General features: G+C 45.5%; 17 protein-coding genes. 6 read left to right on the top strand and 11 right to left on the bottom strand.

Annotated features, from left to right (window positions below; genetic code table 11):
• Positions 1-119 precede the first annotated feature (119 nt).
• Both ACO0KZ_RS16845 and ACO0KZ_RS16840 read left to right on the top strand, forming a co-directional pair.
• A complete protein-coding gene (locus tag ACO0KZ_RS16845) occupies positions 120-728 on the top strand; it encodes a LysE family translocator (RefSeq protein ID WP_422997326.1) in 609 nt (202 codons plus the stop codon).
• A 9-nt stretch (positions 729-737) separates the two neighbouring features.
• Positions 738-2,198, top strand: coding sequence for a PLP-dependent aminotransferase family protein (locus ACO0KZ_RS16840; RefSeq protein ID WP_422997324.1), 1,461 nt, complete (start codon positions 738-740; stop codon positions 2,196-2,198).
• Between the two features lie 305 nt (positions 2,199-2,503).
• Here the strand turns inward: ACO0KZ_RS16840 and ACO0KZ_RS16835 are convergent, their stop codons facing one another.
• The 8 genes from ACO0KZ_RS16835 to ACO0KZ_RS16800 form a co-directional block, all read right to left on the bottom strand.
• Entirely contained in the window at positions 2,504-4,285 is a 1,782-nt protein-coding gene (locus ACO0KZ_RS16835; protein ID WP_422997322.1) for a M14 family metallopeptidase, read from the bottom strand.
• A 1-nt stretch (position 4,286) separates the two neighbouring features.
• On the bottom strand, positions 4,287-6,074 hold the full coding sequence (locus tag ACO0KZ_RS16830) for a M14 family metallopeptidase (protein ID WP_422997320.1): 1,788 nt from the start codon (positions 6,072-6,074) through the stop codon (positions 4,287-4,289).
• A gap of 128 nt (positions 6,075-6,202) precedes the next feature.
• Complete coding sequence (locus ACO0KZ_RS16825; protein WP_422997318.1) at positions 6,203-8,326, bottom strand: amidohydrolase family protein; 2,124 nt, start codon at positions 8,324-8,326, stop codon at positions 6,203-6,205.
• Between the two features lie 187 nt (positions 8,327-8,513).
• Positions 8,514-9,026 carry a TPM domain-containing protein gene (locus tag ACO0KZ_RS16820; protein ID WP_422997316.1) on the bottom strand — a complete coding sequence of 171 codons (513 nt, stop codon included), beginning with the start codon at positions 9,024-9,026 and terminating at the stop codon, positions 8,514-8,516.
• Positions 9,026-9,952 (bottom strand): TPM domain-containing protein, encoded by a 927-nt coding sequence (locus ACO0KZ_RS16815; protein WP_422997314.1) that lies wholly within the window; start codon positions 9,950-9,952, stop codon positions 9,026-9,028. Before ACO0KZ_RS16815 ends, ACO0KZ_RS16820 begins: the two co-directional genes overlap by 1 nt.
• 8 nt (positions 9,953-9,960) lie before the next feature.
• The gene (locus ACO0KZ_RS16810; RefSeq protein WP_422997312.1) at positions 9,961-10,560 is read right to left on the bottom strand and encodes a LemA family protein; all 600 of its coding nucleotides are present in this window, start codon (positions 10,558-10,560) and stop codon (positions 9,961-9,963) included.
• 75 nt (positions 10,561-10,635) lie between these two features.
• Positions 10,636-11,091 carry a YhcH/YjgK/YiaL family protein gene (locus tag ACO0KZ_RS16805; RefSeq protein ID WP_422997310.1) on the bottom strand — a complete coding sequence of 152 codons (456 nt, stop codon included), beginning with the start codon at positions 11,089-11,091 and terminating at the stop codon, positions 10,636-10,638.
• Between the two features lie 239 nt (positions 11,092-11,330).
• On the bottom strand, positions 11,331-11,663 hold the full coding sequence (locus ACO0KZ_RS16800; RefSeq protein WP_422997308.1) for a DUF3579 domain-containing protein: 333 nt from the start codon (positions 11,661-11,663) through the stop codon (positions 11,331-11,333).
• A gap of 448 nt (positions 11,664-12,111) precedes the next feature.
• Between ACO0KZ_RS16800 and ACO0KZ_RS16795 the strand changes: the two genes are divergently transcribed.
• Positions 12,112-13,566, top strand: coding sequence for a M20/M25/M40 family metallo-hydrolase (locus ACO0KZ_RS16795; RefSeq protein WP_422997306.1), 1,455 nt, complete (start codon positions 12,112-12,114; stop codon positions 13,564-13,566).
• A 53-nt stretch (positions 13,567-13,619) separates the two neighbouring features.
• Here the strand turns inward: ACO0KZ_RS16795 and ACO0KZ_RS16790 are convergent, their stop codons facing one another.
• On the bottom strand, positions 13,620-14,363 hold the full coding sequence (locus ACO0KZ_RS16790; RefSeq protein WP_422997304.1) for a YoaK family protein: 744 nt from the start codon (positions 14,361-14,363) through the stop codon (positions 13,620-13,622).
• A gap of 768 nt (positions 14,364-15,131) precedes the next feature.
• Between ACO0KZ_RS16790 and ACO0KZ_RS16785 the strand changes: the two genes are divergently transcribed.
• Positions 15,132-17,765, top strand: coding sequence for a TonB-dependent receptor (locus tag ACO0KZ_RS16785; protein ID WP_422997302.1), 2,634 nt, complete (start codon positions 15,132-15,134; stop codon positions 17,763-17,765).
• A gap of 81 nt (positions 17,766-17,846) precedes the next feature.
• Here the strand turns inward: ACO0KZ_RS16785 and ACO0KZ_RS16780 are convergent, their stop codons facing one another.
• Together ACO0KZ_RS16780 and ACO0KZ_RS16775 are read right to left on the bottom strand one after the other, a co-directional pair.
• Positions 17,847-18,554: a DUF6445 family protein gene (locus ACO0KZ_RS16780; RefSeq protein ID WP_422997300.1), complete on the bottom strand. Its 708-nt coding sequence runs from the start codon at positions 18,552-18,554 to the stop codon at positions 17,847-17,849.
• A 1-nt stretch (position 18,555) separates the two neighbouring features.
• Positions 18,556-20,088, bottom strand: a complete 1,533-nt coding sequence (locus ACO0KZ_RS16775) for a tryptophan halogenase family protein (protein ID WP_422997298.1) — start codon at positions 20,086-20,088, stop codon at positions 18,556-18,558.
• A 961-nt stretch (positions 20,089-21,049) separates the two neighbouring features.
• Between ACO0KZ_RS16775 and ACO0KZ_RS16770 the strand changes: the two genes are divergently transcribed.
• Both ACO0KZ_RS16770 and ACO0KZ_RS16765 read left to right on the top strand, forming a co-directional pair.
• The gene (locus tag ACO0KZ_RS16770; RefSeq protein WP_422997296.1) at positions 21,050-23,839 is read left to right on the top strand and encodes a TonB-dependent receptor; all 2,790 of its coding nucleotides are present in this window, start codon (positions 21,050-21,052) and stop codon (positions 23,837-23,839) included.
• Positions 23,840-24,390: 551 nt separating this feature from the next.
• Complete coding sequence (locus ACO0KZ_RS16765) at positions 24,391-25,308, top strand: BadF/BadG/BcrA/BcrD ATPase family protein (RefSeq protein ID WP_422997294.1); 918 nt, start codon at positions 24,391-24,393, stop codon at positions 25,306-25,308.
• Positions 25,309-25,337: the final 29 nt, after the last annotated feature.

Raw genomic sequence — 25,337 nt, 5'->3', positions numbered from 1 at the left:
CATCGCTGTAGCGGTCATTCGATTGATACAGCGACTCTTGCTTGTACTGTTCTTGTGCCTTGTGTGTGTTGGTGTGCGATCTTAGACTGGCATGACTTCTTCAACGACGAATGCCGAATATGCTTCCACTGCACTGGACTCTTGTGACCGAGTTAACGCCTATGGTGACTTACTGTTTCGTTATGTCCGTCACGCCCGGGCCGAATAACGTCATGCTGGCGACTTCGGGTGCCAATTTTGGCTATCGGGGTGCATTGCCTGCGATATTGGGAATACAGTTTGGTGTATTCTCGCAAACGATATTGACTTGTATTGGACTCGGTAGTGTGTTCACCACTTACCCGCAGCTACAGCAAATCTTGCGAATTGCAGGCGCGATTTACTTGCTTTATTTAGCTTGGATATTGAGTGGTGCGAACGTCGTAGAAGGACAAGAAATTAAGCAGGTTAGTTTTATCGAAGCGGCGATTTTTCAAGCGCTCAATCCTAAAACTTGGGTCAAATCTGTGACTCTGGCCTCAGTATTTATGCCGACAGGATTTGGCACCTTGTCTGGTGCTATCCTCGTCGCGATGATCGGTGCAATGGTCGGCACACCTTGTAGTGTGATGTGGACACTATTTGGTGTCGCTATCCGTAATTTATTGAGAGATCCTTTCAAACGTCGTGTTTTCAATTTGAGCATGGCGGCGACCTTGATGGTGCTGGCACTGCTGTTTTTGCGTTAAACTGCGGTGATGTTCTCACTCGACCGCACCTCACCCATCGCGCTATCACAACAAATCGAAAATCGTTTTCGAGAGATGATAGAAAGCAGAGCCTTGCCCGCTGGCGCAAAACTGATGTCGATACGGCAGTTGGCGACTCAGCTTGGCGTCAGCACCAATACCGTGGTGGTGGCGTATGATCGTTTGGTGGCGGCGGGTGTGATTAGCTCGCATGGTACTGCAGGATTTTTTGTCAGCTCGGTGCATGACGCGACTCATGCGATGCCCGACGATATCACCTTAGAAGCGGGCGATGAGCAAGAACCTGTGTGGTTGGCGCAGCAGTCAAATGATCAGCGCGCAGGCGTCTTGCTGGCCAGTAGCGGCGCGCTGCCGCCTACCTGGTTGCAAGATGCGGTACCAGCCTCGATTGTGCAACGTGCTTTGGCGAATAGTTCCGCTGGTATGGCATCGCGTTGTCCACCCCAGGGTTTGCCAGAATTACGCGAACAAATAGCGATGTTAATGCGCGGGATTGGTGTCCCTATTGACGCTGGAAAATTGCTGACTTGTTTTGGTGGTACCCACGCAATTGATTTAATTTGCCGCAGTTTTCTCCAACCGGGTGACACGGTCTTGGTCGAAGATCCCGGTTATTTCTTGATGTTCAGTAAACTGCTACAGTATGGTGTGCGCTTGATTCCTATCACGCGTAGACCCGATGGTTTAGATCTGCATGAACTTGAAGATGCGTGCAAGCTACATAGGCCAAGACTGCTGTTTGTACAGACCGCTTTGCATAGCCCAACAGGCTGGAGTAGCAGCGCCGCCAACTTGCATAAAATTTTAATGTTGGCCAAACAGTATGGCGTATTAATTGCGGAAGACGATGTCCATGGCCATTTTTTACCCGGCCACGCAACCCGTTTGGCGGCACTATCGAGCCTAGATGGTGTGATTTATTATTCCAGCTTTTGCAAAGCTATGAGCCCTGCAATGCGGATGGGCTATATCGCCGCTGAGCCTGCTCTGCTGAAAATTTTATTGCGCGCCAAAATTTACTCGATACTCACCACGCCTGCCTTGAACGAGTTTGTGCTGTTAGAAGTGCTCAAGGCGGGAAATTGGCGTAAGCATTTAGATCGATTACAGCGCAAAATGACGGTCGCGCGCAATCAAAGTTTGCGCCAATTAACCGAGGCGGGAATTCGTTTCGAACATGTGGGTGAAGCGGGTATGTTTTTGTGGGGAACACTGCCCGACGGCATCGATATTGATGTGCTGGTACAAGATGCCTTTCGCCACAAAATTCTCTTGATGCGCGGAGCCGCTTTTTCTGCCAGTGATGCATCGAATCGCTATATCCGTTTTAACATCGCGTTTTCTCAGCAACCACGTCTTAGCGAGTATTTGAAAGAACGCTTGGGTGCGATCAAAGCTGCACAGTCATTAATCGAGCAAGGTCGCGGGAAAATTTCCTCGACGACTTAAGGTTCGTGTGATTAGCCTACCAATTGTGTCTATGGGTTTATCCGAACGTATCATCTTGCTGGGATCAATTGCTTAGTGAGACCTCTGCACAACCTACTGCGCGGTCGAATTTTGAATTTCCGGTGCTCGCTGTGCTCGAGCACAGGTCCGCTCCTCAATTCAAACTTCGACCGCTCGCTACGGTTGTGCAGAGGTCTCTAGTAGTTCGTGAAATATTGTTCACTGTAAAAGTATCGCCGTAAAAAAGCCACCATGAAAATTCCATGATGGCTTTTTGCTTTGACTAAGAATGACTTCAAGTCGATTTATTTCAAGTTGACTTTTTGACTCAATTTGCCGCCTTTGATACTGTCGTAATTGACGACGATATCACCGCCATTACTTTCCACTAAAAAGAACAGCGTTGTGTTTCCAAAACCCGGAACACCATCCACCATTAAACGCTCTGGTCGGTTCTGTTGCAAATCAATTTGATTAGTGTAAGGATTACGTACGATACCGCTGGAAATGACTTTGCCGTGATTGACGGTTGCCAGATCTACGCGATGCAATTTATTCGCGATGACAATGCTACTGACGCTAGGAATCGCACGTTCATTAATCAGCGGTAGTTCTACATGCCACAAATTTGCGCCTACTTTTTTGACGGTCGGTTCTAGGAAGCGCAGCTTCGGTACGTTCATCGCATTGAGTAGTACGAAGGCGGCATTGCGATGCGTTTCCTCCTCTAGCATCCAGCCTTCTGGCATGCGGCCCGTATCTTGACGCCAGCCGCCGATTTCTATCTTGCCGTATTGCGGATGATCGGCTTCTTTAAATGGAATGAATTGGCGGCCAAAGGTCAACATATCGTTCCATTTAACTTGATCGTAACCTTTAGGTCCCGTTGGCGCAGGACGCACAGGATCGCCAACTTTGGGTGCTGGATCAAATCGGATGATATTGTTATCGTCCATGACACGACCGAATAATTCGGGCACAAATCCAAACGCACCAACCACACCGTAGAAGTGATCGGTAGTGCTGCCGTAAGCGGTGTATAGATCACGCCAGGTAATCATGTAGCTATAGCCTGGCATCATTTTTTCACCTTCGCGACCGAGATAATCGAAGGTGCGATTATCAGCGGCGCTAACGGGTGTTTGTGTCGGCGAACCCGGACCACGCAATATCATGCGGCCAGAATTATGGAAACTGATGACGCTGGAGACTTCCAGATGATCGAGCGCCCAATTGGCGATACTGCGGGTTTCTGGAATCTGTAATGGATAATCGGTCGCACCATTTTGAATATAGCGCGGCGCCCAGTCATAACCCCAAGTGCGATTTGGATCGGCATAGCCGACACTGTCTTCGCCCATCAAGCCATCGCCATCTTGATCCACCGCTTCTTGACCAAGGAATAAATAGTCGCCGAGCTCACCTGGTTCTAAAGGAAGTAAAACGCGTGGGTCTTTCGGATCTAGCTTACGGTTACCCATGCCCATTTGGACTTTCTTGCGCATCGTAGTGATGACGCCATCTTTGTTGATATCGACGGGGCCATCTTCGTCAACTTTGCCATCGCGGTCGTCATCAAATGGCCAAGGTGAAGAGCGTGGATAACTTGCTGTGGCGGGTTCATCAAACCATTTTGCTCGACTGTTTGGGCTGACACTAGGTACAAAGTACAGCGTTGATCGATCCACTGTTTCGGTAATCTTGTCGAGCTTGCCGTAATTTTTGAGGATGTAATCAATGGTGTAGAGCACCGTGTCGGCTGCTTGTGCTTCGTTGGCATGGATCGCACCATCGACATAAGTAGCGGGTTTGTCGCCAGCTTTGCCAGTCTTTTCATTATTAATGGTTAGCATCCACATATCGGTGCCGGCCGCTGTTTTGCCTAAACTTTTTACTGTGACCAGATTCGGATAAGCGGCGGCATAGGCCTTCATGTATTCCACAATTTCTTTATTGTGATGGACACGATTGAAGTGCGGTTGCGGCGCTTTGGCGGTATCGGCAAAGCTGGGTGCTGCGAACAAAGCACAAGCGAGACCGATGGCGCTGAGTTGAATTTGTCTTTGGGTTTTTATTGTCGTTTTCATCTCAGTGCGCCTTTCCTAAAGTAATCGTCGTCAGTGCTTGTCCAGCTTGATCTGTCCACAGACCAATGTTGACTGTGCTGCCGCTTGCGCCTTTCACTAACCATTCGCCTTTAATTGTGCTGGATGGCTCTAAACGTTCTGTGGTTGCGGCACGATTTAAAGTGAGTGCGGTGACCCCTTTGCCTGGACGCATTTCTAAGCGTACAGGGAGTTTGTTGCGCATTCTGGTAGCTAGTTTACTGTGGGTTGGGAATTCACCTTGCATGCCACCGATGACGGTGATCTGCCAGACATCATCACCTTTGGCGATGGCCTTGGTTTCTAATATTTCCAATTGCGCGAGTTTTTCGCCCCAGCTTAAGATTTGTTCAGTGTGTACTTTTAGGGCAGGTTCTAATACTTTGGCTGCCGGTGCATATTCGGCATAAGGATCTATACCACCCACTTCAACTTCAGTACCGTCGGGGAGTTTTACTTTTTTCCAAGCAATGATGGATTCTGGTGAGTTGCTGGTCAGATAGCTGATCAGGTCATTTTCAGCATCGCTCTGTTTTGCTGCCGGATTGGCACCGCTTCCGCTTGGTCGCGCTGCGTTTCCGCTTCCGTTGGCGGTAGAGGTTGACCCAGGGGCAGCCGCAGGAACTGAATTGGCTTCCGGTGCGTTCGCCTTGGCAACTGGTGCACCCCAAACATCTAACTCGATAGTTTGCACGCCATAATGAAAGTACAACCAATTTGCGAGGCTACCTTTACCAGTTTGTTTGGCACTGCGCTTGCTGTCTAATCCAGCTTGATCTAAGGATTTTTTGTAGGCTTCACCTAAGTTGGCTAGCACTTTCAGGTCATCGGCTTCAAGTTTGTTGACTTCAGCCGCTGGTGTTGCGCCAGGTGGTGTGATGCGGTCGAAACCAGTCGGCGCGGATAGCAATTGATTAGCCGGGCCGAACACGACTGCCATGGCAATATTTTTGTGAGAAAGTACCGCATCCATAGTCGCTTTCGCTTCTGGTGTCACACCTGGCCAGGCACCTGCGCTTGTGTCTGCCACAGGAAAACCAGCAGGGAAGTTACGATCTGGATGCACACCACCGATGCCGTCTTCGTTATACATACCATCTTTGTCGTCGTCTTTACCTTCGATAAACACGCGATGGGTACCACGTTCGCCTTTACTGATATCGGCTTTAATCATGCGGCGGGGGTCTTTAGGATCGACAATCATATCGCCGCTAGGATCTTTAATTCGCATCTGCGTGATGATGCCATTACCATCGAGGTCATCAGCGCCGTCTTCTGCGACTAAGCCATCAAGGTCGCGATCGAGTTTGCCGTCGTTACCTGCGCGTAATTGGCGCGGCGTAGCGAACAAGCCATTGTGTGCGTCAGGATTTAAAACAGGCGCGACATAAAACGTTCGCTTGGACAATAGATCTTCAACTTTTTTCTCATTGGAATTTGCCAAAGTCTCGATCAGATGCATGGCAGCTTCAGAGCCAGCATTGTGAAATCCAGCGATATTAGCGCCAACAAATAAAGCAGGGCGCTTGTCCGCGTTGACATTGCCTGCGCCTGCAACTTGTACGAAATACAGAGCGCGGCCGCCAGCGCTTTTACCTACGGATTGCAGCTTAATACGCTCAGGATGTTTTTGCGCAAGGCTTTGTAATTGTTTTTCTATCGTCTCAAAGTTGCGATAGTCTGTATTGGCAGCGAGGCTGGATAGCGATGTTGCGCCCAAGCATAAGCTCAAACTTAGTTGTATTGCGGATTTTTTTAGTGGTCTTACCATGTCACCCTCCATTGGAAATGTGGGCTTTTGACCGTTTTACTTAATTTTTAGTTCAAATCTTAGGCTCGCATTTCGCGTTGAAACTTGCTGACAGACTGCACTAGCCTGTCAGCGTCTTGTTATGTGCTTTAGTCGTGACGTGCAGTACCGAAATAACGCTGCATGGCACCTTCATTGATACCAATAGCGTTGGACGTTGATATTGGTTTTAAGGCTTTTAACTCAGGCTTACTATCGACAAAGGGTTTGATCCCCATGTTTTGGTGAATCTCGCTTGGGTAGACCAAAAAACCTCGCGTTATCACGGCCGACACTTTACGCACATCCTCAATATTTTTAGTGGGATCACCATCGACCAAAACCAAGTCAGCCAGTTTGCCAACGGTGATAGAACCACGCTCGTTTTGGGTGCGGGTATAGATAGCGCCGTTACGTGTTGCGACTTGTAAAGCCTGCGCTGGTGTCAATCCGGCTTTCACCAATAGCGCCAATTCAGAATGCAAGGTGAAACCTGCTAATTCATCCGTACCTGCGACGATGGGTACACCTGCTTTGTACAAACGGCCGACGAAATCGACCATCTTGGCGTATGATTTTTCATAACGTTTATGTGCTGCTTCATCCGCAATCTTCATGGTGCCAACCGAGAAGCCTCGTCTTACATCAGGTGGCATATGATCTGCAATGGTGGCGAAAGGTTCATTCATCGTGCCGTCTTTTTGGCGCAAGAAAGAGAAGGTCGCAAGCGTAGGATCAATCGCAATTTGTTTGGCTTTCAAGCGGGCGATAAAGTCTTTCACTGGTTTAGAATCGAAATCCAGATCGGCCGTTTTCTCAGATGGCAAAATGAAGCGATCTAAGGTGCGAGTATCGGTTTTTGGTGTCGCTAAAAAATTCAACATGACTTGATTAATATGTTGAATCTCGTCGTATCCCGCATCTAAAGCTTCGAATGCGCGCAAACCAACAGGGATGTGACCGGAGACGCGCATGCCACGAGAGTGGGCGTAAGCAACTGTGTCCTTCAAAATTTCTTTAGGAAAGGAATTGTAAATCTTCAGTTGTGGGTAGCCATGTTGCGCATACCAGTCGATCGCATTCTTGGCTTCTGCCAGATTTTTGATTACAAAGCCATTGTTAGCAGAAAATGGACTTTCGCCTTCCAAGAAACCTGCAGGCACGACTTGTGGCCCCAGTAGATCGCCTTTATTGACTTCATCGAGAATCAATTGCATCTGCGCATTGTCATTACCCATATCGCGGACGCTGGTGACGCCGGCGGCGATATTCAAGCCACCATCCCAACGTCCTACGTGACCATGCATGTCAAATAAGCCGGGTAACAAAATACGACCTGCCGCATCAATTTCAGATGTCGCACCACGCACTGGCGAACCAGCTGGCAAGATCGCTGTGATCCGACCACGCAATACATAGACATCGGATGCCGCACCGACTTTGGCTTTTTCACTATCAAAAATACGGGCGTTACGAATGACGGTTAAACCAGATAGCGGATGTTGTAATTTTTTTGCCCAATCAACCAAGACTTTGCTTTCGGCGGCTTTCTGAAAATTGGCCATTGCCTCGCCATTCGCTTGCCAACCTTCTTCTATTGCTTTCATGTAGCCAGGAATGACCACTGCAAACAAGCGGGGGTTGTCGCCCGTTGTTGCCCAGGCAAAGCTAGGTGACAAACCTATGCCAGTTTGTGCCAGTAACTGCACGGTTTGTTTTTTGTCGCCATTGACGACTTCTAGCTCACCGATTTTGCTTTGCGATAATGTGCCAGAAGGGAGTAACTGTAGTTTTTTATCCTTTGATTTTTCTAAGGCGGCGATTGAGAGAGAAGCGATCGCAAAAGAACTATTAAGTGGAATGTAGAGTGCAGATCCAGCGACGGTTTTACTGCCTTTCTCTGACGTCGATTTCCATTCTGCTTGGTCGCCTACCCGCTTGTAACTTTCATTGATTACCGCGCCAAAAGTCGAGCTGCCAGTAACCTTATAGTCGGCGATTAGGCCATCTGCACCCAAGCGAAACTCTTCGTTAAGCTCAGGGCCGCGACCGTTGTCTTTGAATACAAAACGAACCTTGTGCAAGCCACTGTCATCTCGCTGCACGATTTGCTCACCAGCTTGTTTGCCGTTCTCAACAAAGATTAAATACTTAGTGGTTTGGGTATCAGCGAAGGCGCTGGCTGCGTACAGGGCCAGTAGGCTGGATGCAAGAATAGTTTTGGCTAATTTCATGGGAATGCTCCATATTGAATGAATTGAATTTTTTGAAGGATAAAGACGAAAAAAAGCCCGGCTACTTTAGCACGGGCATGTAAGCTTGAATATTCGCTTTAGGATAAACGGGCGTTTGGTGTGGGCAAAACGCGAATTTGGTGGATAGTCGTGAAGATGTAACTTGATCCGGCTTGTTTTTGCAGGTTCAGGGAATGAAAATTAATTCATTGCTTAACTCATTTGGATTATTCACTTGTCTATCGATAGGGTAGTGCTGTCGCAATAAATTACCGAAATCGGTAATTGCCTTACTTAAACCTTCAAGTACTTGATCAGTACCCAGTTGATTTTGCAGTTGCTGACAGATCTTGTTCCATTCTGCCTGTTCCACTAGTTTTGCAATACCGCGATCTGCAACGATTTCAATCTTACGTTCAGCAAGTATTAGATAGAGCAAAATGCCAGAGTTTTCTTCAGTATCCCAAACGCGTAAATCGGCGAAGTAGCTGATGGCGCGTTGACGTGGTGAAATGCCGGCTAACACGATGCCGATTGGTAATTGGCTTTCCACCACAACACGAATTTCACCGCGATGACCTAGTTCAGCTGCTGCGATTTTGTCGCTAAGCAGCTTTGTATTCTCTGCATTAAAGTGTTGGCGATAAGGGTTGCTACGCAAATGCGAACGCAAGTTTTGCCAGAGTCGATTATTCTTCATTACCAATCTCCAGAAGCGCCACCGCCGCCAAAATCGCCACCACCGCCACTGAAGCCATCGTTGCTGCTATGACTACCACCGCCATGTCCACCGCCAAAGCCACCAACCGCACCGCTTTGCAATACCGCACCTGCAATATCCCAAAAGACACGACTTGCTAGTAGGCTATACACAGCTACCATCATTAAACCTGCCAATATAGCCATGACCAGCGGCGTACCGGCAATCATTGCGGCTGCAGTACTGCCAGCGGCCAATCCGCCACGACCTAACCACGGGCCCAAAACTTTACTGAGCACCAAGCCCGCAACCAGAAGTCCCAACCAAACTAGTGGATTGAGTCCGAATATATTCAGATCTGCATTATAGTTGGCGCTATGACCTTTGCTCGGTGGCGGTGCTGGCAGCGCTTCACCTGCAATTACTGCACTGATTTTATCAATGCCAGCATCAATCCCGCCGTAGAAATCATTTGTCTTGAAGGCGGGGCGTACAAATTCACGAATAATTCTTGCACTGCTGACGTCGGTCAAGGCGCCTTCTAAGCCGCGTCCGACTTCTATGCGTACTCGCTTATCATTTTTAGCGATGAGGAATAAAACGCCATCTGCTGTGCCTTTGCGTCCCAATTTCCATTCATCGACCACGCGTATAGAAAACTGTTCTATACCTTCTTCACCCGTAGTTGAAACGATCAAAACTGCGATCTGGCTACCTTTGGCTTTTTCCACCGATTCCAGTTTCTGCGCCAAGGTTTCAACTTGTTGCGCCGACAGAGTTTGCGTTAAATCGGTAACACGTTTAGATAGTTTGGGAACCGGAATTTGTTCTGCGCTGGCATCACTACTTCCGAATATAAAACAGAGCGGGAGCAAAAGTGCCAGTGAGGCCAGAAGCGCAAAACAGAATTTCTTATATGACTTCACAGTCAACATTATTTCTTACCGAAGTCGACTTTAGGTGCATTAGAAATCGCTTTTTCGTTTTCTACTGTGAAGCTAGGTTTCACTTCCATGCCAAACATTTTTGCTGTTAAATTGCTAGGGAAAGAACGTACTGTCACGTTGTAAGTTTTGACCTCTTGAATATAACGATTACGTGCCACTGTGATGCGGTTTTCTGTACCTTCTAATTGCGCTGACAAATCGCGGAAATTATCATTCGCTTTTAAGGCTGGATAGTTTTCGGAAATCACCATCAAACGTGATAAAGCGGATGTCATACCCGCTTGCGCTTCTTGAAATTTTTTCAGTGCTTCTGGGTCTTTTGCCAGCTCTGGTGTCATTTGTATGCTACCAACTTTAGCGCGCGCTTCAGTCACCCCTAATAAAACGTCTTTCTCGTGATCAGCATAGCCTTTGACGACGTTGACTAAATTGGGTACCAGATCAGAACGACGTTGATACTGATTTAAAACTTCAGACCACGACGCTTTTACGGTCTCGTCTTGCGCTTGCAAAGTGTTGTAGCCGCAGCCACTCAGACCTGTGACTAAACTAGTTGTTAATACGGCCGTCAAAAATAAGCGTTTCATTGAAATCACTCCAAAAAAATAAGAAAAATAAGGAACCTGCGCAGCATACTCTATGCGCTGCTAAAAAATCTTCGGTTATTTGGCTAAAATTTTGATCACCACTTTTTTTATCTGCATTGCTTGCGCTACGGCACGGCAGGGACGATGCAATTCGCCTGGGAAAAAGATCGCATACATGCCGGGTGTTAGCACAATCCTTGTTTCATGGGTTTGCTGCGCTACAAAAGCGATATCTCGTTCCTTTAAGCGATCATCGTGCGGTACCAGCTCCTGATTAGCGGGTAAGTAGCCTAGCGCTTCTTCTCCACTCAGAAGGTATTGCACGTCAATATGGCGCTCATGAAATTCTGGAAAACCAGTCTCCCACGCTTGCGTTATTGGATCTTGTACCAGTGCAAACATCTGATCGCCGTGAATAGGATATTTGCCAGGTTCGCGCAGGAGATAATCGTTTTCCCGTAAGTGTTGCAGTGCCATTTCTAGGTTGGCAGCAAGCGCTGTGTGAGTATGCTTAAGGTGGCCCAGGATCATATTGTAAAGAGTCATTTAGAATGACTAAAGTAACTTCGACAGTCTAATTATGGCAGAGATTGCCAAGCTGGCTTAAATAGATGAAGACAGATTATTTATGCGCTCGAAGGGATTTGATCGAAACGAAAACAAATGCATTGGAGAATTTTGACTTTTGCAAACCGAGTTATCACATCGGTCGGCATGCCCATCCAGATAGGCGGGAACTACGGAGAAGTCAGTTGCTCGTGCTGCTAAAGTCAGGTAGCTGGAGGCTCAGGGAGTAAGCACGCATCAACTATTTGCAGGTCATTGTCTTTGGCAAAGCTCATGACGAAATGAAATGCGAGGGGCTCAATTTCTCTTAAAGCCTCGTTGACAACCACGGAACGAACGCCATTGAGCAGAATTGGGCGTACATAGGGAGAATACTGTAAATGCGCGTTGCGCCCGCCTTCGGGACGAAAGCACGACATAGCACCGCATAAGCGTTCAGCCCAATCACTGGGCCGAAACTGTTTGCCATCGCTCGTGAGTCCTTGGATAAAGAACTCGCGTTTCGGCGTCGAAGGTTTGCTTGCTGTATCGGTCATGTGATCCGCACACTAAAACTACGTTGCTGCTATGTTGAAAATTGCTTGAAGAAAACGATCAAAAAAGTTCAGTGCTGTTTGAATGCACCAGGACTTTTCATATTTTAACTTACCTAGGTATTATATCTTATAGAAGACTTGAACTAAAAAACGATTTAAAAAATTTCTTTAGTGCAATGATGTTAAGTATAGTCGATATTCATCTGGAGTAAAGTTTCGCTTGAAATCTATTTGCTATTGGAAAATAGTTATTTGATTCAAAGGCTTAAGATTTTGAAGAAACAGTTCTTAAGTCAATAGTAGGTATTCGTCGATACTTGATTTCGTGTATTTGGGTTCGTTTCACGAAATATGAAGAATCAAAACCGCTGAACTTTTCTTGCAAAGCAAGGTCATTTCATTTAACCATCTTCAATGGCAACACAAAAACATTAAAAAAGGGAAAAACATGTTTATTCGTCAAGATATCATCAAGGTTTGTAGGCAATCAGTTCTGTGCCTTTTGGTCAGCTCTACTTTTTTGCACAGTGCAACTGCTGCAGATAAGCCCAACGTTGCACAGTTATTTACTGAAAAAGAATTGCAAACCGCGACCTGGATACGTGACGCGGCCCGCAACGATAACCTGAGTTATAAGATTCTTGAATCATTGACGACTGAAGTCGGGCCTCGTATGGCAGGCTCGCCAGGTGATGCACGCGCAGTGGCTTGGGCTGAAGCGAAATTCAAAGAGTTGGGCTTTGACAAAGTTTGGAAAGAGCCGGTGACCTATCCTACCTGGACTCGCGGAATTGAAAAGGCGGAAATTGTTGCACCATTTCCGCAGCCGCTTTTGATTACCGCTCTTGGCAATAGCGTGGCGACACCTGCAAATGGGCTAACCGCAGAGTTAGTTGAATTTGCCAGCTTGAAAGAAATGATGAGTGCCCCTATAGAAAAAATGCAGGGCAAAATTGTTTTCATCAATCACAAAATGCAAAATGCTAACGAGTATGGATTGGTCGTGCCCGGGCGTTCTGCTGGCGCTTCAGAAGCAGCGCGCAAAGGTGCAGTCGCGATTGTTATCCGTTCGGTAGGTACCGACAATCATCGTTTTCCACATACAGGCGTTATGCAATATGCACCAAATGTGGCGCAGATCCCTGCTGCTGCAATGTCAAATTCTGACGCTGACATGGTGGCGCGCATGATCAAACGTGGTAAGCCAGTTTCTTTGAAGTTGGAATTAAGTTCTGCCGCCGCCGCAACTTATACCTCCTATAACGTAATTGGTGAAATGACAGGTACCGAGCTACCTAATGAGTATGTCTTAATTGGTGGTCATTTGGATTCGTGGGACTTGGGTACTGGTGCAATTGACGACGGCGCCGGCTGTGCGATTACGATGGCAGCGGCCGAATTTATTAAACGCAGTGGTTTGAAGCCTAAGCGCAGTATCCGCGTGGTTTTATTTGCCAACGAGGAGCAGGGCCTATTTGGCGGTAAAGCTTATTTAGCCGCGCATCAAAATCAGATAGCGCAGATTCAAGCCGCTGCTGAGGCCGATTTGGGGCAAGGTCCGGTGATCAAAATGGCGTCGTTTGTGCGTAGTGAAGCCTTGCCATTGGTAAAGCAAATGCACAGCGTTTTAGCTCTATTGGGTATAGAGCCGGGTGACAATAATGCCTTCCCCGGTCCAGATATGGGTGACTTGCGTATGGCGGGTGCAGCGAGTTTTGGTTTGTCTTTAAAGGCAGATGACTACTTTAATTTACATCATACGCCTGACGATACTTTCGACAAGATTGAGCCAGCGAGAATTAATCAGGCAGCGACTACCTATGCCGTATTCGCTTGGATGGCAGCGCAGGCGCCAATTAATTTTGGCTCAGGTCAAGAATTATTGAAAGCGGCAAAAAAATAAGTTTATGAGTTAAATTCATTTGGCGGCGTATCTTGAGCATAGATGCGCCGTTTTCATTTGCCGCTTGTTTTGGAAAATGCCGGTGCAATCGCCAGGCTTATCAATGCCAGTGATAAGGGCACACTGGCGATAAAACCTAAATACTTAAATCCCGCAGCTCCCATCACAGCACCGATTGCAAACGATAAAACGAGTTGACTGTGCAGTCTGAGTTTTTGACGATTGACTACGACTTTCGTCTCTTCTGCATGTGCGTCATCACGGTTCCAATACAACATTTTTCCCAGTTCGATTCCGATATCAGTGACTAAGCCGGTGATATGTGTCGTACGAATTTCTGCATTTGAGATCTTTGTAATCAAAGCGTTTTGTAAGCCCATCATGTAGCACAATAAAATCGCTGTGAAAGATACGGTAATCATTTCGTGCTTCAGCAAACCTTGACCTAGCATGCCGAAAATCAGTAAAAGTATCGCCTCCCAAAATAATACGGGAGCGTATACGTAACGAGGTATATGGCGTTTCGTGTAATTCACTATGAGTGCAGTGCATGCCGCGCCACAGATAAAAGACAGCAACATTAACAGGGCTGCCAATGCCGCCTTGCTATGTCCTAGTATTAGTTCGTCTGCAGCGCTAGATAAGAGCCCGGTCATGTGTGATGTGTACTGGCCCACGGCTAAAAAACCTCCCGCATTTAGTGCTCCGGCAATCCAACACAAGGTTACACCTAAGTGCAAATTAGTTTTTGCGCTGCGTTGTGGTGAGCTCAATTGGGCGAGATAGTGCTGTGGCATGGCATGCTTTTCGTGGCGGGAGAAAAAGCCGGTGAGTGGTCATCAACGTATCGAAGTTCTAGCCTTAATAGTACACACAATGAACCCGTCAAGTAAGATTAAGATCAAATTTCGAATATTCTCGTGCGTTATTTTAAAAACAGAAAATACGAATAATTAATTTGAGTGGAGATGAATCTGAGTCTTTTCTTTAAACACGTCACGGCCGAAAAAAAAGTCCTTTTTTTTCAATTGGTATGTTGGATTGAGTCAACATACCAACTCAAGAAAAAAGCAATTGTTTTCTATAAATAGCTATTCAAATCAAACGCTTATAAATGTTGCCCCTGATTTGCTTGCATACCAATCGCAATAGTTGCGCAATACCAATTAAATAAAACTAATACCACATGAATACCGATTGACAATTGGTATTGAAAAATCTAAAGTTCAGTTACCTCGAAAATCATTGTGTTTGGTTTCAATGAAGTAGCAAAACTTGAGATATAGCGTGGTGAGTGTTCCTGTGGGGGGAGTTTTTCGAGGAACTACAAGATGCAAAAAAGAGCTAACAAAGTGGGTTGAACCTTGTTGGTTGTAGGGGACGATAAGCCGATAGATCTCATTGTAAGTGGCTCTAATCTGGTTTTATAAATCCTTATAAAGTGGTTTTGATCCACGTGACTCTAAGTAATAAATAGTAATTTCGCGCCCGATTGATTTTGTTAGTTTAAGTCTATCTGGCATTAAATCCGTTTTTAGTTTTTATGGAAGTCTTGGGGGAAATAAATGAAAAGTAATTTGAAGCCTGGTTTGACGCCAATCGCAGCAGCTGTTTCTGTCTTGGTTATGACGGTAGCGATGTCCGCACAAGCTCAGCAAGTAGAAGCAAAGAAAGATGAAGCCCAGCAAGTGACGGTGACGGGTATCCGTATGGCTTTGCAAAGTGCAGTAAATATCAAACGTAATGCTAATTCTGTCGTTGATGCCGTTTCCGCGGAGGATGTCGGTAAGTTGCCAGATACTGATGTGGGTGAATCTCTGGGTCGCATCCCAGGCGTAACGGTTGGTCGTGCTTTTGGTCAAGGCGCATCAGTTTCTGTGCGTGGCTCTGATCCGCAAATGACATACACAACTTTGAACGGCCAAACGGTTGCTTCTACTGGTTGGTATGATCAACAGGCTTTAGATCGTTCTTTTAACTATTCTTTGCTCCCTTCTGAATTGATCGGTGGCATGGATGTGTACAAGTCTTCTCAAGCAGATTTGACTGAGGGCGGCATCGGTGGCACGGTCATCGTAAAAACCCGTAAGCCTTTAGATTTGAAATCCGGTACTGCGTATGTTGGCGTAAAGGCGGGTAAAGGTAGTGTCAGCGATAAAGTAGCGACGGATATTTCTGGTTTGGTTAGCTGGAAAAATGATGCTGATACTTTTGGTATTTTGATTGCTGGCGCAAATGAAAAAGGCGATTACATTCGTCGCGGTGTTGAATCTGATTCACGCTGGTCAGCTGACGTTGCGCCAACAACTTTTGTGCAAGAACGTAAGCGATCCGCATTGAATATCAATTTACAAGCTCGTCCAGTGCAAGGTTTAGATCTTGGCTTGAACTATATGAAATTGGAACTCGATGCCGATAATTCCAACACTAGTCATTATATTTTCCATGACCCAAATTGCACGCAGCGTAATACTAGTGTGAAATCTGCTTTCAACCCAGACGGTGTTTGCTTGAAGAGCAATACGGTAGCAACAAAAGCATCCGAAGCATTTATTCAAACTTGGGCTCGTCAAGGAAAAATGACTTCTGACAGCTTTACTCTGAATGGTACTTACAAAGGTGATGGCTTTAAGTTTGATGCTGTTGCTGGTACGACCAAAGCAGATGGCGGTACTTCTGCTACAACCAACTATTCTTATTTCGGTGGAAATTTGCCGAAGTGGACGGGGGCGATTGACGCTACCGGTAAACAAATTGTGATCACGCCAGCTTCAAATCAGAACGTTTCAGTGGCTAATTTTCCTGCATCGACAGGCCCAGCGGGTTCATGGGCAACTTCACGCGGCCCAAATTCTGATAAAGAAAATTTTGCACAAGCTGATTTGTCCTTGAACGTCAACTGGGGTGCGATTACTTCTTTCAAAACTGGTTTGCGTAAATCAGACCATACTTTCCAAAAGCAGACTGATCGTGCGGTGTTCGCTGCAACTGCTAAAGAAGTTGCTACATCTAGTTTGTATGATGGCACGATGGCGATGGGTTCTTTGGGCTGGGTTTCTCCACGCCCTAACATCGCGGCAATGATGGCTAACACGAATCAAAACGTGACTGGTTGGATTGAAGAGCGCGGTGGCTACGGCAAGCTGAAAGAGGACAATACTGCGGTGTACGGTATGTTTAATTTTGAACAAGATAAATTGCATGGTAACTTTGGCTTACGCTATATCAGTTCTGATGTAACTGCTGAAGGTTACAAATTGGACGGTACTGCAGTTGCTACAGGCGACATCGCTCAAAATGCAGGTTGGGGTCGTTCTAAGAAAACAGAGACAGCGAAATACAACGATGTATTACCAAGTTTGAATGTGGCTTATGATGTGAATAGCAACACGATCTTCCGTGCGACAGCAGCACAAGCCATTACGCGTCCAAACTATGAAAATATGTTTATCGCGACTCAAACGGGTTTCCAGGATACAGTGGCTGGTAACGAGTCAGTGAGTTTCGGTAGCGTTGGTTTGAAACCGATGAAGTCGACGCAATTTGATTTGGGTCTGGAATACTATTACGGTAAGGGTGACCTGATCTCCGTGATGTACTTCCACAAAAATATCAACAACTTCATCACGACAGCAACCAAGATCAATCAAAGTATTGGCGTAGTAAGCCCAGATAGCAAGAAAGATAGCTGGACTGTGAATCAATACATCAATGCTGGTGGCGGTAAAATTGATGGTATCGAAGCACAGATCAATCATTCTTTCGATAATGGTTTTGGCGTAGTGGCAAACTACACTTTGTCAAACGCGACAGCACCATCGACGAGCTATCAAGATCAGTTGAACGTGTTCACTTTGTCCTCTAAGCACAATACGAATTTGGTAGGCTACTGGGAAAATGAAACTTACTCTGCACGTTTAGCTTACAACTGGCGTTCAAAGTACATGGTTCGTGAAACTGGCTGGTATGGCAATCGTATGCATGATGCCTATGGTACATTGGATGCGAGCTTCGGCTGGAATATCAACAAGAACTTCAGAGTAGCATTCGAAGCGACTAACTTGCTCAAGCAAGATGATATCCAGTATGGCGCAGCGGCAGCAAATACGACGGTGAAAGATCCATTGAAATTAGGTTATCCAGCTTGGTCCTTCATCGGTGAAAGAACTTACCGTATAAGCCTGAGCGCGAAGTTCTAATTGGACGCTGAACTTAGGTCGATTCAGAGCTAAGTAGTCATTTGGTTTGAAATGGCCCGGTTTTTGCCGGGCCATTTTGTTTTAAAAATCGTAGAAAGTATTGACGGTTAAGCGCCCACTGTCTGGTCGCGCGTCTATGCTAATCGCGGGATTAATACAAGCGGTATGCAACAAGCTGCCACGATAGATCACTAAGCGATTGAACTTTGCCGGAATCATTCCAAGAAAAGTGAAGTATTCATTCGAGTTATCGAAATATCGTTGAGCCGGACGTCTGCTATTGATCTCCTGATAGTACACATCAAGATAATGTTCGCGGTTTGCCTCAGTGATTTGTTGTAATCCGGTGGCTTTATGGCGATAGAAACCGGTTCCTCCATGTTTTTCATTGCAGAGGTAGAGTAGTACCGCCATATGGTGTGGTGTACTAGAGTCAAAATGTGGCGTTCTTTGTAGCGGCCCAAGCTCCGCCGACGGCATGGTAGTCAGAGAGAATGCACAAATACTTTTACGCAGCTCAAGAGGTTCCGGTACCTTGAAATGTGCTTTGATTAAAGGTTCAAGAAAAGTGGTAATGTTGCCGGAGTAGTTTTCGGGCGCTTGCGCTCGAATACCTGGGTAGCCCTTGTGTTCAGCGTAACCCGGATAGTTCTCAAATTGGCTTCGCCTTGCCACTTCTAGCATGGCATCTGGATTCTGTAAAAAGTCATCGATGATGAGTGCTTGGTGCTCACCGATATTCACCGCTTGCAGGTCGGGTGTTAGGTTGATTAAAAAATCTGCTTTCATATTATGCTTTCAACGACTGGCTATAAGCCACTTTGAATTTCTCCAGCCATTCGCGATGCCCCAATAATTCTTGGGAGAGTTTGAGTCCTGTGAATTTTATATTTTGAATTTCATGTTCGTAGTATTGTTCTTCATAAGGCGTCATGTTTTTCTTGTTTGTTGTAAATTTCATGCCATACAACACGAAGAGAAAATTATCCACATCGAATAAGTCAAAACGGCTAAAAAAGTCGGATTTCTTTGGTGCGTTTATTTTCCATATGGCGAGCCTTTCGGTTAGCACTTCGGATAACTTTGTGTCGTATTTATTAGTGCGCCAAAAGCTCGAATCTTGACGATCTGAGAGGTAGTAATGCAACTGAATAAAGTCGATAACACGCTCCCACGTGTAAGTGACCACTTTATTACAGTAATCCGCGGCTACTGACATGCTGTCTTTTTCAGTGGAAAAGTTGCGGGCGAACAGTTCGGCGGCAAAGTCGGTGACAAAGATAGACGTGGCTTCTAAAGGTTCGACAAAACCCTGTGCAAGTCCTAGTGCGACAGCATTTTTATGCCAGAATTTTTCCCTGTAACCCATGCGCATAGGAATTTTTCTAGGAGAGAATTTTTCAGCATCCAATTGAAGATGTCGCGATAGTTGTTCAATTGCAGCCGATTCGGTCATGTGGGCGCTCGAGTACACAAAACCTACCCCGCGCCGATTGGTCAAGGGAATATCCCATAGCCAGCCAGCTGAGTGTGCCTTTGCGAGAGTATAGGGCGGTATTTCTGCTGTTTGCTCTGTAGGAATCTGCACTGCGAGAGCGGTATCTGTCCTTATTTGAGAGGATTTCTCAACGAAAGGGACATTGAACATTTTTCCCAGAATTAAAGCGTGAAAGCCTGAGCAGTCGACATAAAAATCGAAATGAAGTTGTTCGCCTTCCTTACTAATTAAGTAGTCGACTTCACCGCTTGCATTCAACTGTGCATCGATGATGGTCGCTGCCTTGTGTTGTACGCGTAATTTTTCTTTCGCGTTCTTCGCTAAGAGTTGCCCAAATTTGACCGCATTAAAATGGTAAGCATAGTTAGTCCAACCTTCATATTCAATCGAGGAAATTCTTTTTGGGGATTTCATCGCTTCAGCTAATTGGGTAACCTCAGTCACTTCCGAAAAATTCATCGATTTAGAATTTTTTAAGTAGAGTGAGGTGACATCAACACCTGCGGGATAGGGCGAAGAAAAAGGGTGGTAATAGAAGTTATTTGAAGGATCTTTACTTGGAGCCATCCAATCAATAAATTTGATACCTTTTTTAAAGGTCGTGTCGCAGCTAGCTAGTAATTCAGCTTCTGAGATGCCAAATTTCATTAGTGATTTTCTGATGTGTGGCACAGTGCCTTCGCCAACACCAATAATGCCGATTTCAGGCGATTCGATCACTGTGATGGTGATATCTGTTTCTGCTCTTAATTCTACTGCTAAATGATTCGCAGCCAACCAACCTGCGGTACCTCCACCAATAATCGCAATACGCTTAACTTTCATTTTTCCACCAAGTTGAAATAAAAAAGGGATAAAGCGCAACGCTTGCTGCGCTTTCTTTACATCAATGTGGGAGGAGGATTTTGTTTCGTGAAGGTGGTGAGATCAAAATAGCTGAGCTTAAGTATTCCATATTTTTAGGTTGATCACAAGTAGGGCATCTCTAAGTCAAAAGTAATCCAGAAAAGTATGATGAAAAGTTGGCAGTCATCAGCAAATAAATTGAATGGCATGTCCTGTAATACTTTTTTATTGATCAATTGCATCGGAAAAGTCAATCTAGTCTATATCGCATCAGAGATGCTCATATAGACTGAAGCTTGCCAAGTTCGCTATCGACACAGGCCATCTTTTTTAAATATAGCCGCAAAAAAAAGTGTCTTGAATAAGGATTGCGGCAGCAAATTCTGATACTTTCGACTGCAATGTATGTTGGAAGTGGTATTTTTCTATTGGGTGTTGGATAGAGTCAACATACCATTGCATGCCAATTGGCAGTGAAATGCAAAAAAACCTTTTATAAACATGTACTTGTATATGTAGATGGGTATTTGGCATTAATACCAATGCCTAAAAATTATGCAATACCAATCAATTAAATCTAATACCACATGAATACCGTTTGACAATTGGTATTGATGAATTTAAAGTGAAGACTCTTCAAAAAAGAAAATGTTTGGCTGATGCTTGATGTTGATGTATGAGTAGTGATGTCGTAAATATTCCTGTGGGGGGAGTGTTTGAAGTCGCAGTAGTCATATAAGTTATGTTTAGCAAAGTTGGAGATTTCGCAGTGATTGGGTTGATGTAGATTAGACGTGTTAACCCGATTCTTGTAGAAGGATATCAATTGGTTCGATTTTTCTTAATAAGTGGAAATTCGCGCAAAGTAAATCCTAAATCGATAAATTTACTGAGCCAAATTACCTTTATAAATGTCTTTATGGAAGTCTTGGGGGAATACATGAAAAGTAATATGAGACCGGGTTTGACGCCTATAGCATCTGCTGTCACAGTTTTGATGATGACCGTGGCAATGTCTGCACAGGCACAACAGGCCGATACAAAGAAAGCTGAAAAAGAAGAGCAGCAACAAGTTATCGTGACTGGTGTTCGCGCTTCAATGCAGCAATCTTTGAATCAAAAACGCAATGCAGAATCACATATTGAGGTCATTACTGCCGAAGACATTGGCAAAATGCCAGATAAGAACGTTGCCGATTCTTTGCAACGTGTTTCCGGTGTGACGACCAGTTCCGCTTCTGGTAATGAAGGTGGTTTCGATGAGAATGATCGCGTTAGTATGCGCGGTACTAATCCAAGCTTGACGCAAACGCTGATCAACGGGCACAACATGGCGGCAGGCGATTGGTTCGTGTTGAATCAGTCTGGTGCAGGTGTGGGTCGTTCTATCAGTTACACATTGTTGCCTTCGGAATTGGTGGGACGTATTGAAGTCAATAAAACCTCTCAAGCTAGCTTGGTAGAAGGTGGCGTTGCTGGTTCTATTAATGTAATTACGCGCAAGCCTCTGGAGTTTAAGAAGCAATTGACTGCAGAAGCCTCTCTTGGCTTGGTTTATGCTGATCTGCCAAAAAAATCTGACCCTCAGTTGAGTGGTTTGATCAACTGGAAAAATGATGCAAACACGTTTGGCTTGATGGTGCAGGCATTTTCTGAAAAACGTAGCTTGCGTCGCGATGGTCAGGAAACGTTGGGTTGGTCGCAAATCTCTGCGACTAGTCCTATGGCAAAAACCAATCCAGATTTGGCCGGCGCTTACTATCCGAGTTTAATGGGTTCTGCGTTGTTCGAACAAACTCGCCATCGCACTGGCGGTTTGATCAGTGCGCAATTTAAACCAAGTAATGAATTTGATGTGGTCTTGAGTGGTTTCAGTTCTAAATTGGATGCAGCAAACTACAACCGTAACTACATGTTGTGGGGTTCTCATTTTATTGATAATGGTAATGGTCAGGCGCCAGAGCCAGGCTATACCGTTGCTACAAAAAATGGCATTAAGACTTTAACTAGTGCGACTTTTAAACCAGTGTCAGGAACGACTTACGGCGTTTATGATCAGATCTCTCGCCCAGATGCCGGCTCCGAGGTCAATTTCTTCAGTGCTGAAGCGACCTGGAAAGCAAGTTCTGATTTGCGCTTCAACGGTCAGCTGGGAACTTCAAAAGCTAAGGGTAAAACGCCGACTCAAGACGTGGCTGAGTGGAACGTAGGTAATGGTTCTGGCGCATCATATAAAATTAACGGCGTGAACAATGCGGCGGACTGGAGCTTGGGCAATACCAACTATGCTAGTCGTTCAAAAGACACTTTAGGCTGGGTTTTCGGTTATCAAAATACCTTGGTCAATGATGAGGAATCATGGGCAAAATTGGATGGTGAATATCAGTTGAATCAAGGTGTGTTTAGTTCTTTGAAATTTGGTGTTCGTGCTACCGAGCATAAGCGTGATAGTGGTGCAGCTTTAGGTCAGGGTCCTGGTTGTAAGAATAGTGCAGGTACGCAGGCAGCATGGGACTGGTCGCAATCTACTTGGTGTCCAGTTGGTACGGTTGCACAAAACGATCCAGCTAAATTCCCATCAGCGGTCAGTCAATATCCATCGAATTATGGTTCTGGTTTAGGCGGCAAATTTCCTTCTAACGTTTGGTATTACACGCCAGCGCAATTGGCTGAGTTTAATAAATACTCAAATCGAGATAACAACGGAACACGTCTCGATTACGGTACTCAGTTTGCTTTGAAAGAAAACGTCAACGCTTTCTATGTTCAGGGTAATATGGAAGGCCAAGGTTGGAGTGGTAATGTTGGCGTACGTGTTGTTCAAACTAAAGAGAGTGTGATTTCCACTTTGACTGGTCCAGGCGCAGGGGAGAAAACGTCGGACTTTGGTACTTTCCATTTCGAGAAGAGCGACAATACGTACAATGATGTACTGCCTAGCTTGAACTTGCGCTTCGATGTGCAAAAAGATCTGGTAGCCCGTATCGCTGTTTCTAAAACGATGACGCGTCCTGATTTTGGTGCTTTGGCGAGTGCGATTAGCTTGAGTCCACCGTCGACCGCAACTGGTACAGGAAGTGGCAGTGGTGCGAATCCAAATTTGAAACCAATTCGTTCGAATAACTTTGATGCATCTTTGGAATGGTACTTTGCACCACGCGCTTTGGTGTCTGGTAGCCTGTACTACATGGATCTGACTAGTTATGTCGGTATTGGTCAAACGACACAAAGCTACTTCACTACCAGTTCTGCGATTCCTAAAGGTGCAATGGTTCCTTACGTGTTGAGTGTTCCAGTTAATTCTAGCGCTAAGGTTAAGGGTTTCGAATTGGCGTACGAACAACCAATTAGTTCAAACTTTGGTTTCGCAGCAAATTTCACTTATGCTGATGCTAAAGATGCGAAAGATCAAGAAGTCGTTGGTGCTTCGAAGAACACGTATAACTTGAGTGGCTACTATGAAGATGACACGTTTAACGCACGTTTGTCTTATAGCTACCGTTCAGCCTTCTATAGTGGTCTGGACCGTGAAACAGCGTTCTCTCAAGCTGCGACAGGTTCTTTGTCGGCTTCATTGGGTTATAAAATTAACGAAAACTTTGCTGTTTCTTTCGATGCACATAATTTGAATAACCCAACTTTGAAGTATTTTGCTTTGAATGATAATCAACCACGTTCAATTTATCAAAGTGGTCGTCAGTATTATTTGACTCTGCGCGTGAAGATGTAATTTAGGCGTAAGCCAGATCGGCGCAATTGATGAACTTGGTAGTTCAGTTTTGTGCGATTTGGTTTATGTATCTTTAACTGTAATTAAGAAAGGGTGACGAGGCGGAAATTGCTTCGTCACTTTTTTTTAGGCCATGTTATTTGTTGAGCCTATTGCTTGATCAAATAGTTGATATTTAAGAAGGTTTATTTTTTCTTTTTTGCTTGTGAGTTAGTGGTCTTGGATGAAACTGTTGGCCTTGATTGAGTCGGTCTCGGCCGTAATTTTCCTTTTCCTATGGACTGATTTGGTGCTGGTTCATAAAGGTAAAAATAAGATTTTTGGGAATTTGTCGCAAGTTGAGGTGTCGTGAAAACGATTCGATTTTTGTCGTAAATTATTCAAAAATAGAGATGTAAATTGTAAATAGTTTGAATACCACTTAAATACCTATTGACAGCCACTTTGGAAACACCTAAAGTGTACTTAAGTCGTAATTTCTGTTTAGATTTCTGTTGCACTATGCCAGTGTTGGCATAGCTGAGAGCAGAGTTTTTTTGTTGGATGATGCCGTGAACGATTTTAAGCAAGCGCAGCCGCAACTTCAGTTCCAGTCGCAGTTTCAATACCTGATCGGTGTGGACGGTGGAGGCACGGGAACCCGTGTTTTATTGGTCGACAAAGACGGTACAGAATTGGCGCGTGCTAGTGCTGGTCCTTCAGGCTTGATGCATGGTGCAAAGGCCGCATGGGAATCTATTCTAACGGCAATTGACAAAGCATTTGCAGAAACTGGTATTGCTACCCCCGCGTTTGAGAAAATGGCGATAGGTTGTGGGTTGGCCGGTGTAAACAACAAGGTATGGGCAGATGAATTTCGTGCCACCAACCCGGGTTTTGCTGGTTTGGCATTAGAGACTGATGCAGGTACTACGCTACTTGGTGCGCACCAAGGTCAGCCCGGTGTCATTATTGCGCTGGGAACTGGTAGTGTTGGCGAGGTCATGCATGCGGATGGCAGTCGACGTGAAGTTGGTGGTTGGGGTTTCCCTTCTAGTGATGAGGCGAGCGGTGCGTGGATGGGCTTGCGCGCCATGAATCACGTACAGCATGCACTCGATGGTCGTAGTCCTATGGATGTTTTCGCTCAAGCTCTGATCGATTTTTGTGGTGGCAGTCGTGATGCGGTCTTCGCTTGGCTGGGTGGCGCAAATCAAACTAAGTTCGCACAATTGGCACCTTTAGTAATTGAGTATGCGGGTCATAATCAAAAAGCGAAAAATATCTTATTGGACGCTGGTCTAGAAGTTGAGAAAATGGCGCATGCCTTAGATCCAACTGGTATTATGCCAATTGCACTTTGCGGTGGTTTGGCAGACGCAATTTGGGCGTATTTGCCAGAAAAATTATTGCAACGTGTGACTAAGCCTATTGGTGATTCTGCCGCAGGCGCCTTGATTTTAGTCAAAAAGCAATTTTTGAAGTCGTAATAATCATAGCGAATTCAGAGGATAGAAAA

The sequence above is a fragment of the Undibacterium sp. Di24W genome, from assembly GCF_049340325.1.
GTDB lineage: Bacteria > Pseudomonadota > Gammaproteobacteria > Burkholderiales > Burkholderiaceae_D > Undibacterium.
The sequence above is the reverse complement of the archived record's forward strand: the minus strand, read 5'-3'. Positions and strand labels throughout refer to the sequence as shown.

Coding starts and splice junctions, on each gene's coding strand:
- ACO0KZ_RS16845 (WP_422997326.1), top strand. CDS start 120: ATGCTTCCACTGCACTGGACTCTTGTGACCGAGTTAACGCCTATGGTG.
- ACO0KZ_RS16840 (WP_422997324.1), top strand. CDS start 738: ATGTTCTCACTCGACCGCACCTCACCCATCGCGCTATCACAACAAATC.
- ACO0KZ_RS16835 (WP_422997322.1), bottom strand. CDS start 4,285: ATGAAAACGACAATAAAAACCCAAAGACAAATTCAACTCAGCGCCATC.
- ACO0KZ_RS16830 (WP_422997320.1), bottom strand. CDS start 6,074: ATGGTAAGACCACTAAAAAAATCCGCAATACAACTAAGTTTGAGCTTA.
- ACO0KZ_RS16825 (WP_422997318.1), bottom strand. CDS start 8,326: ATGAAATTAGCCAAAACTATTCTTGCATCCAGCCTACTGGCCCTGTAC.
- ACO0KZ_RS16820 (WP_422997316.1), bottom strand. CDS start 9,026: ATGAAGAATAATCGACTCTGGCAAAACTTGCGTTCGCATTTGCGTAGC.
- ACO0KZ_RS16810 (WP_422997312.1), bottom strand. CDS start 10,560: ATGAAACGCTTATTTTTGACGGCCGTATTAACAACTAGTTTAGTCACA.
- ACO0KZ_RS16805 (WP_422997310.1), bottom strand. CDS start 11,091: ATGATCCTGGGCCACCTTAAGCATACTCACACAGCGCTTGCTGCCAAC.
- ACO0KZ_RS16800 (WP_422997308.1), bottom strand. CDS start 11,663: ATGACCGATACAGCAAGCAAACCTTCGACGCCGAAACGCGAGTTCTTT.
- ACO0KZ_RS16795 (WP_422997306.1), top strand. CDS start 12,112: ATGTTTATTCGTCAAGATATCATCAAGGTTTGTAGGCAATCAGTTCTG.
- ACO0KZ_RS16790 (WP_422997304.1), bottom strand. CDS start 14,363: ATGCCACAGCACTATCTCGCCCAATTGAGCTCACCACAACGCAGCGCA.
- ACO0KZ_RS16785 (WP_422997302.1), top strand. CDS start 15,132: ATGAAAAGTAATTTGAAGCCTGGTTTGACGCCAATCGCAGCAGCTGTT.
- ACO0KZ_RS16780 (WP_422997300.1), bottom strand. CDS start 18,554: ATGAAAGCAGATTTTTTAATCAACCTAACACCCGACCTGCAAGCGGTG.
- ACO0KZ_RS16775 (WP_422997298.1), bottom strand. CDS start 20,088: ATGAAAGTTAAGCGTATTGCGATTATTGGTGGAGGTACCGCAGGTTGG.
- ACO0KZ_RS16770 (WP_422997296.1), top strand. CDS start 21,050: ATGAAAAGTAATATGAGACCGGGTTTGACGCCTATAGCATCTGCTGTC.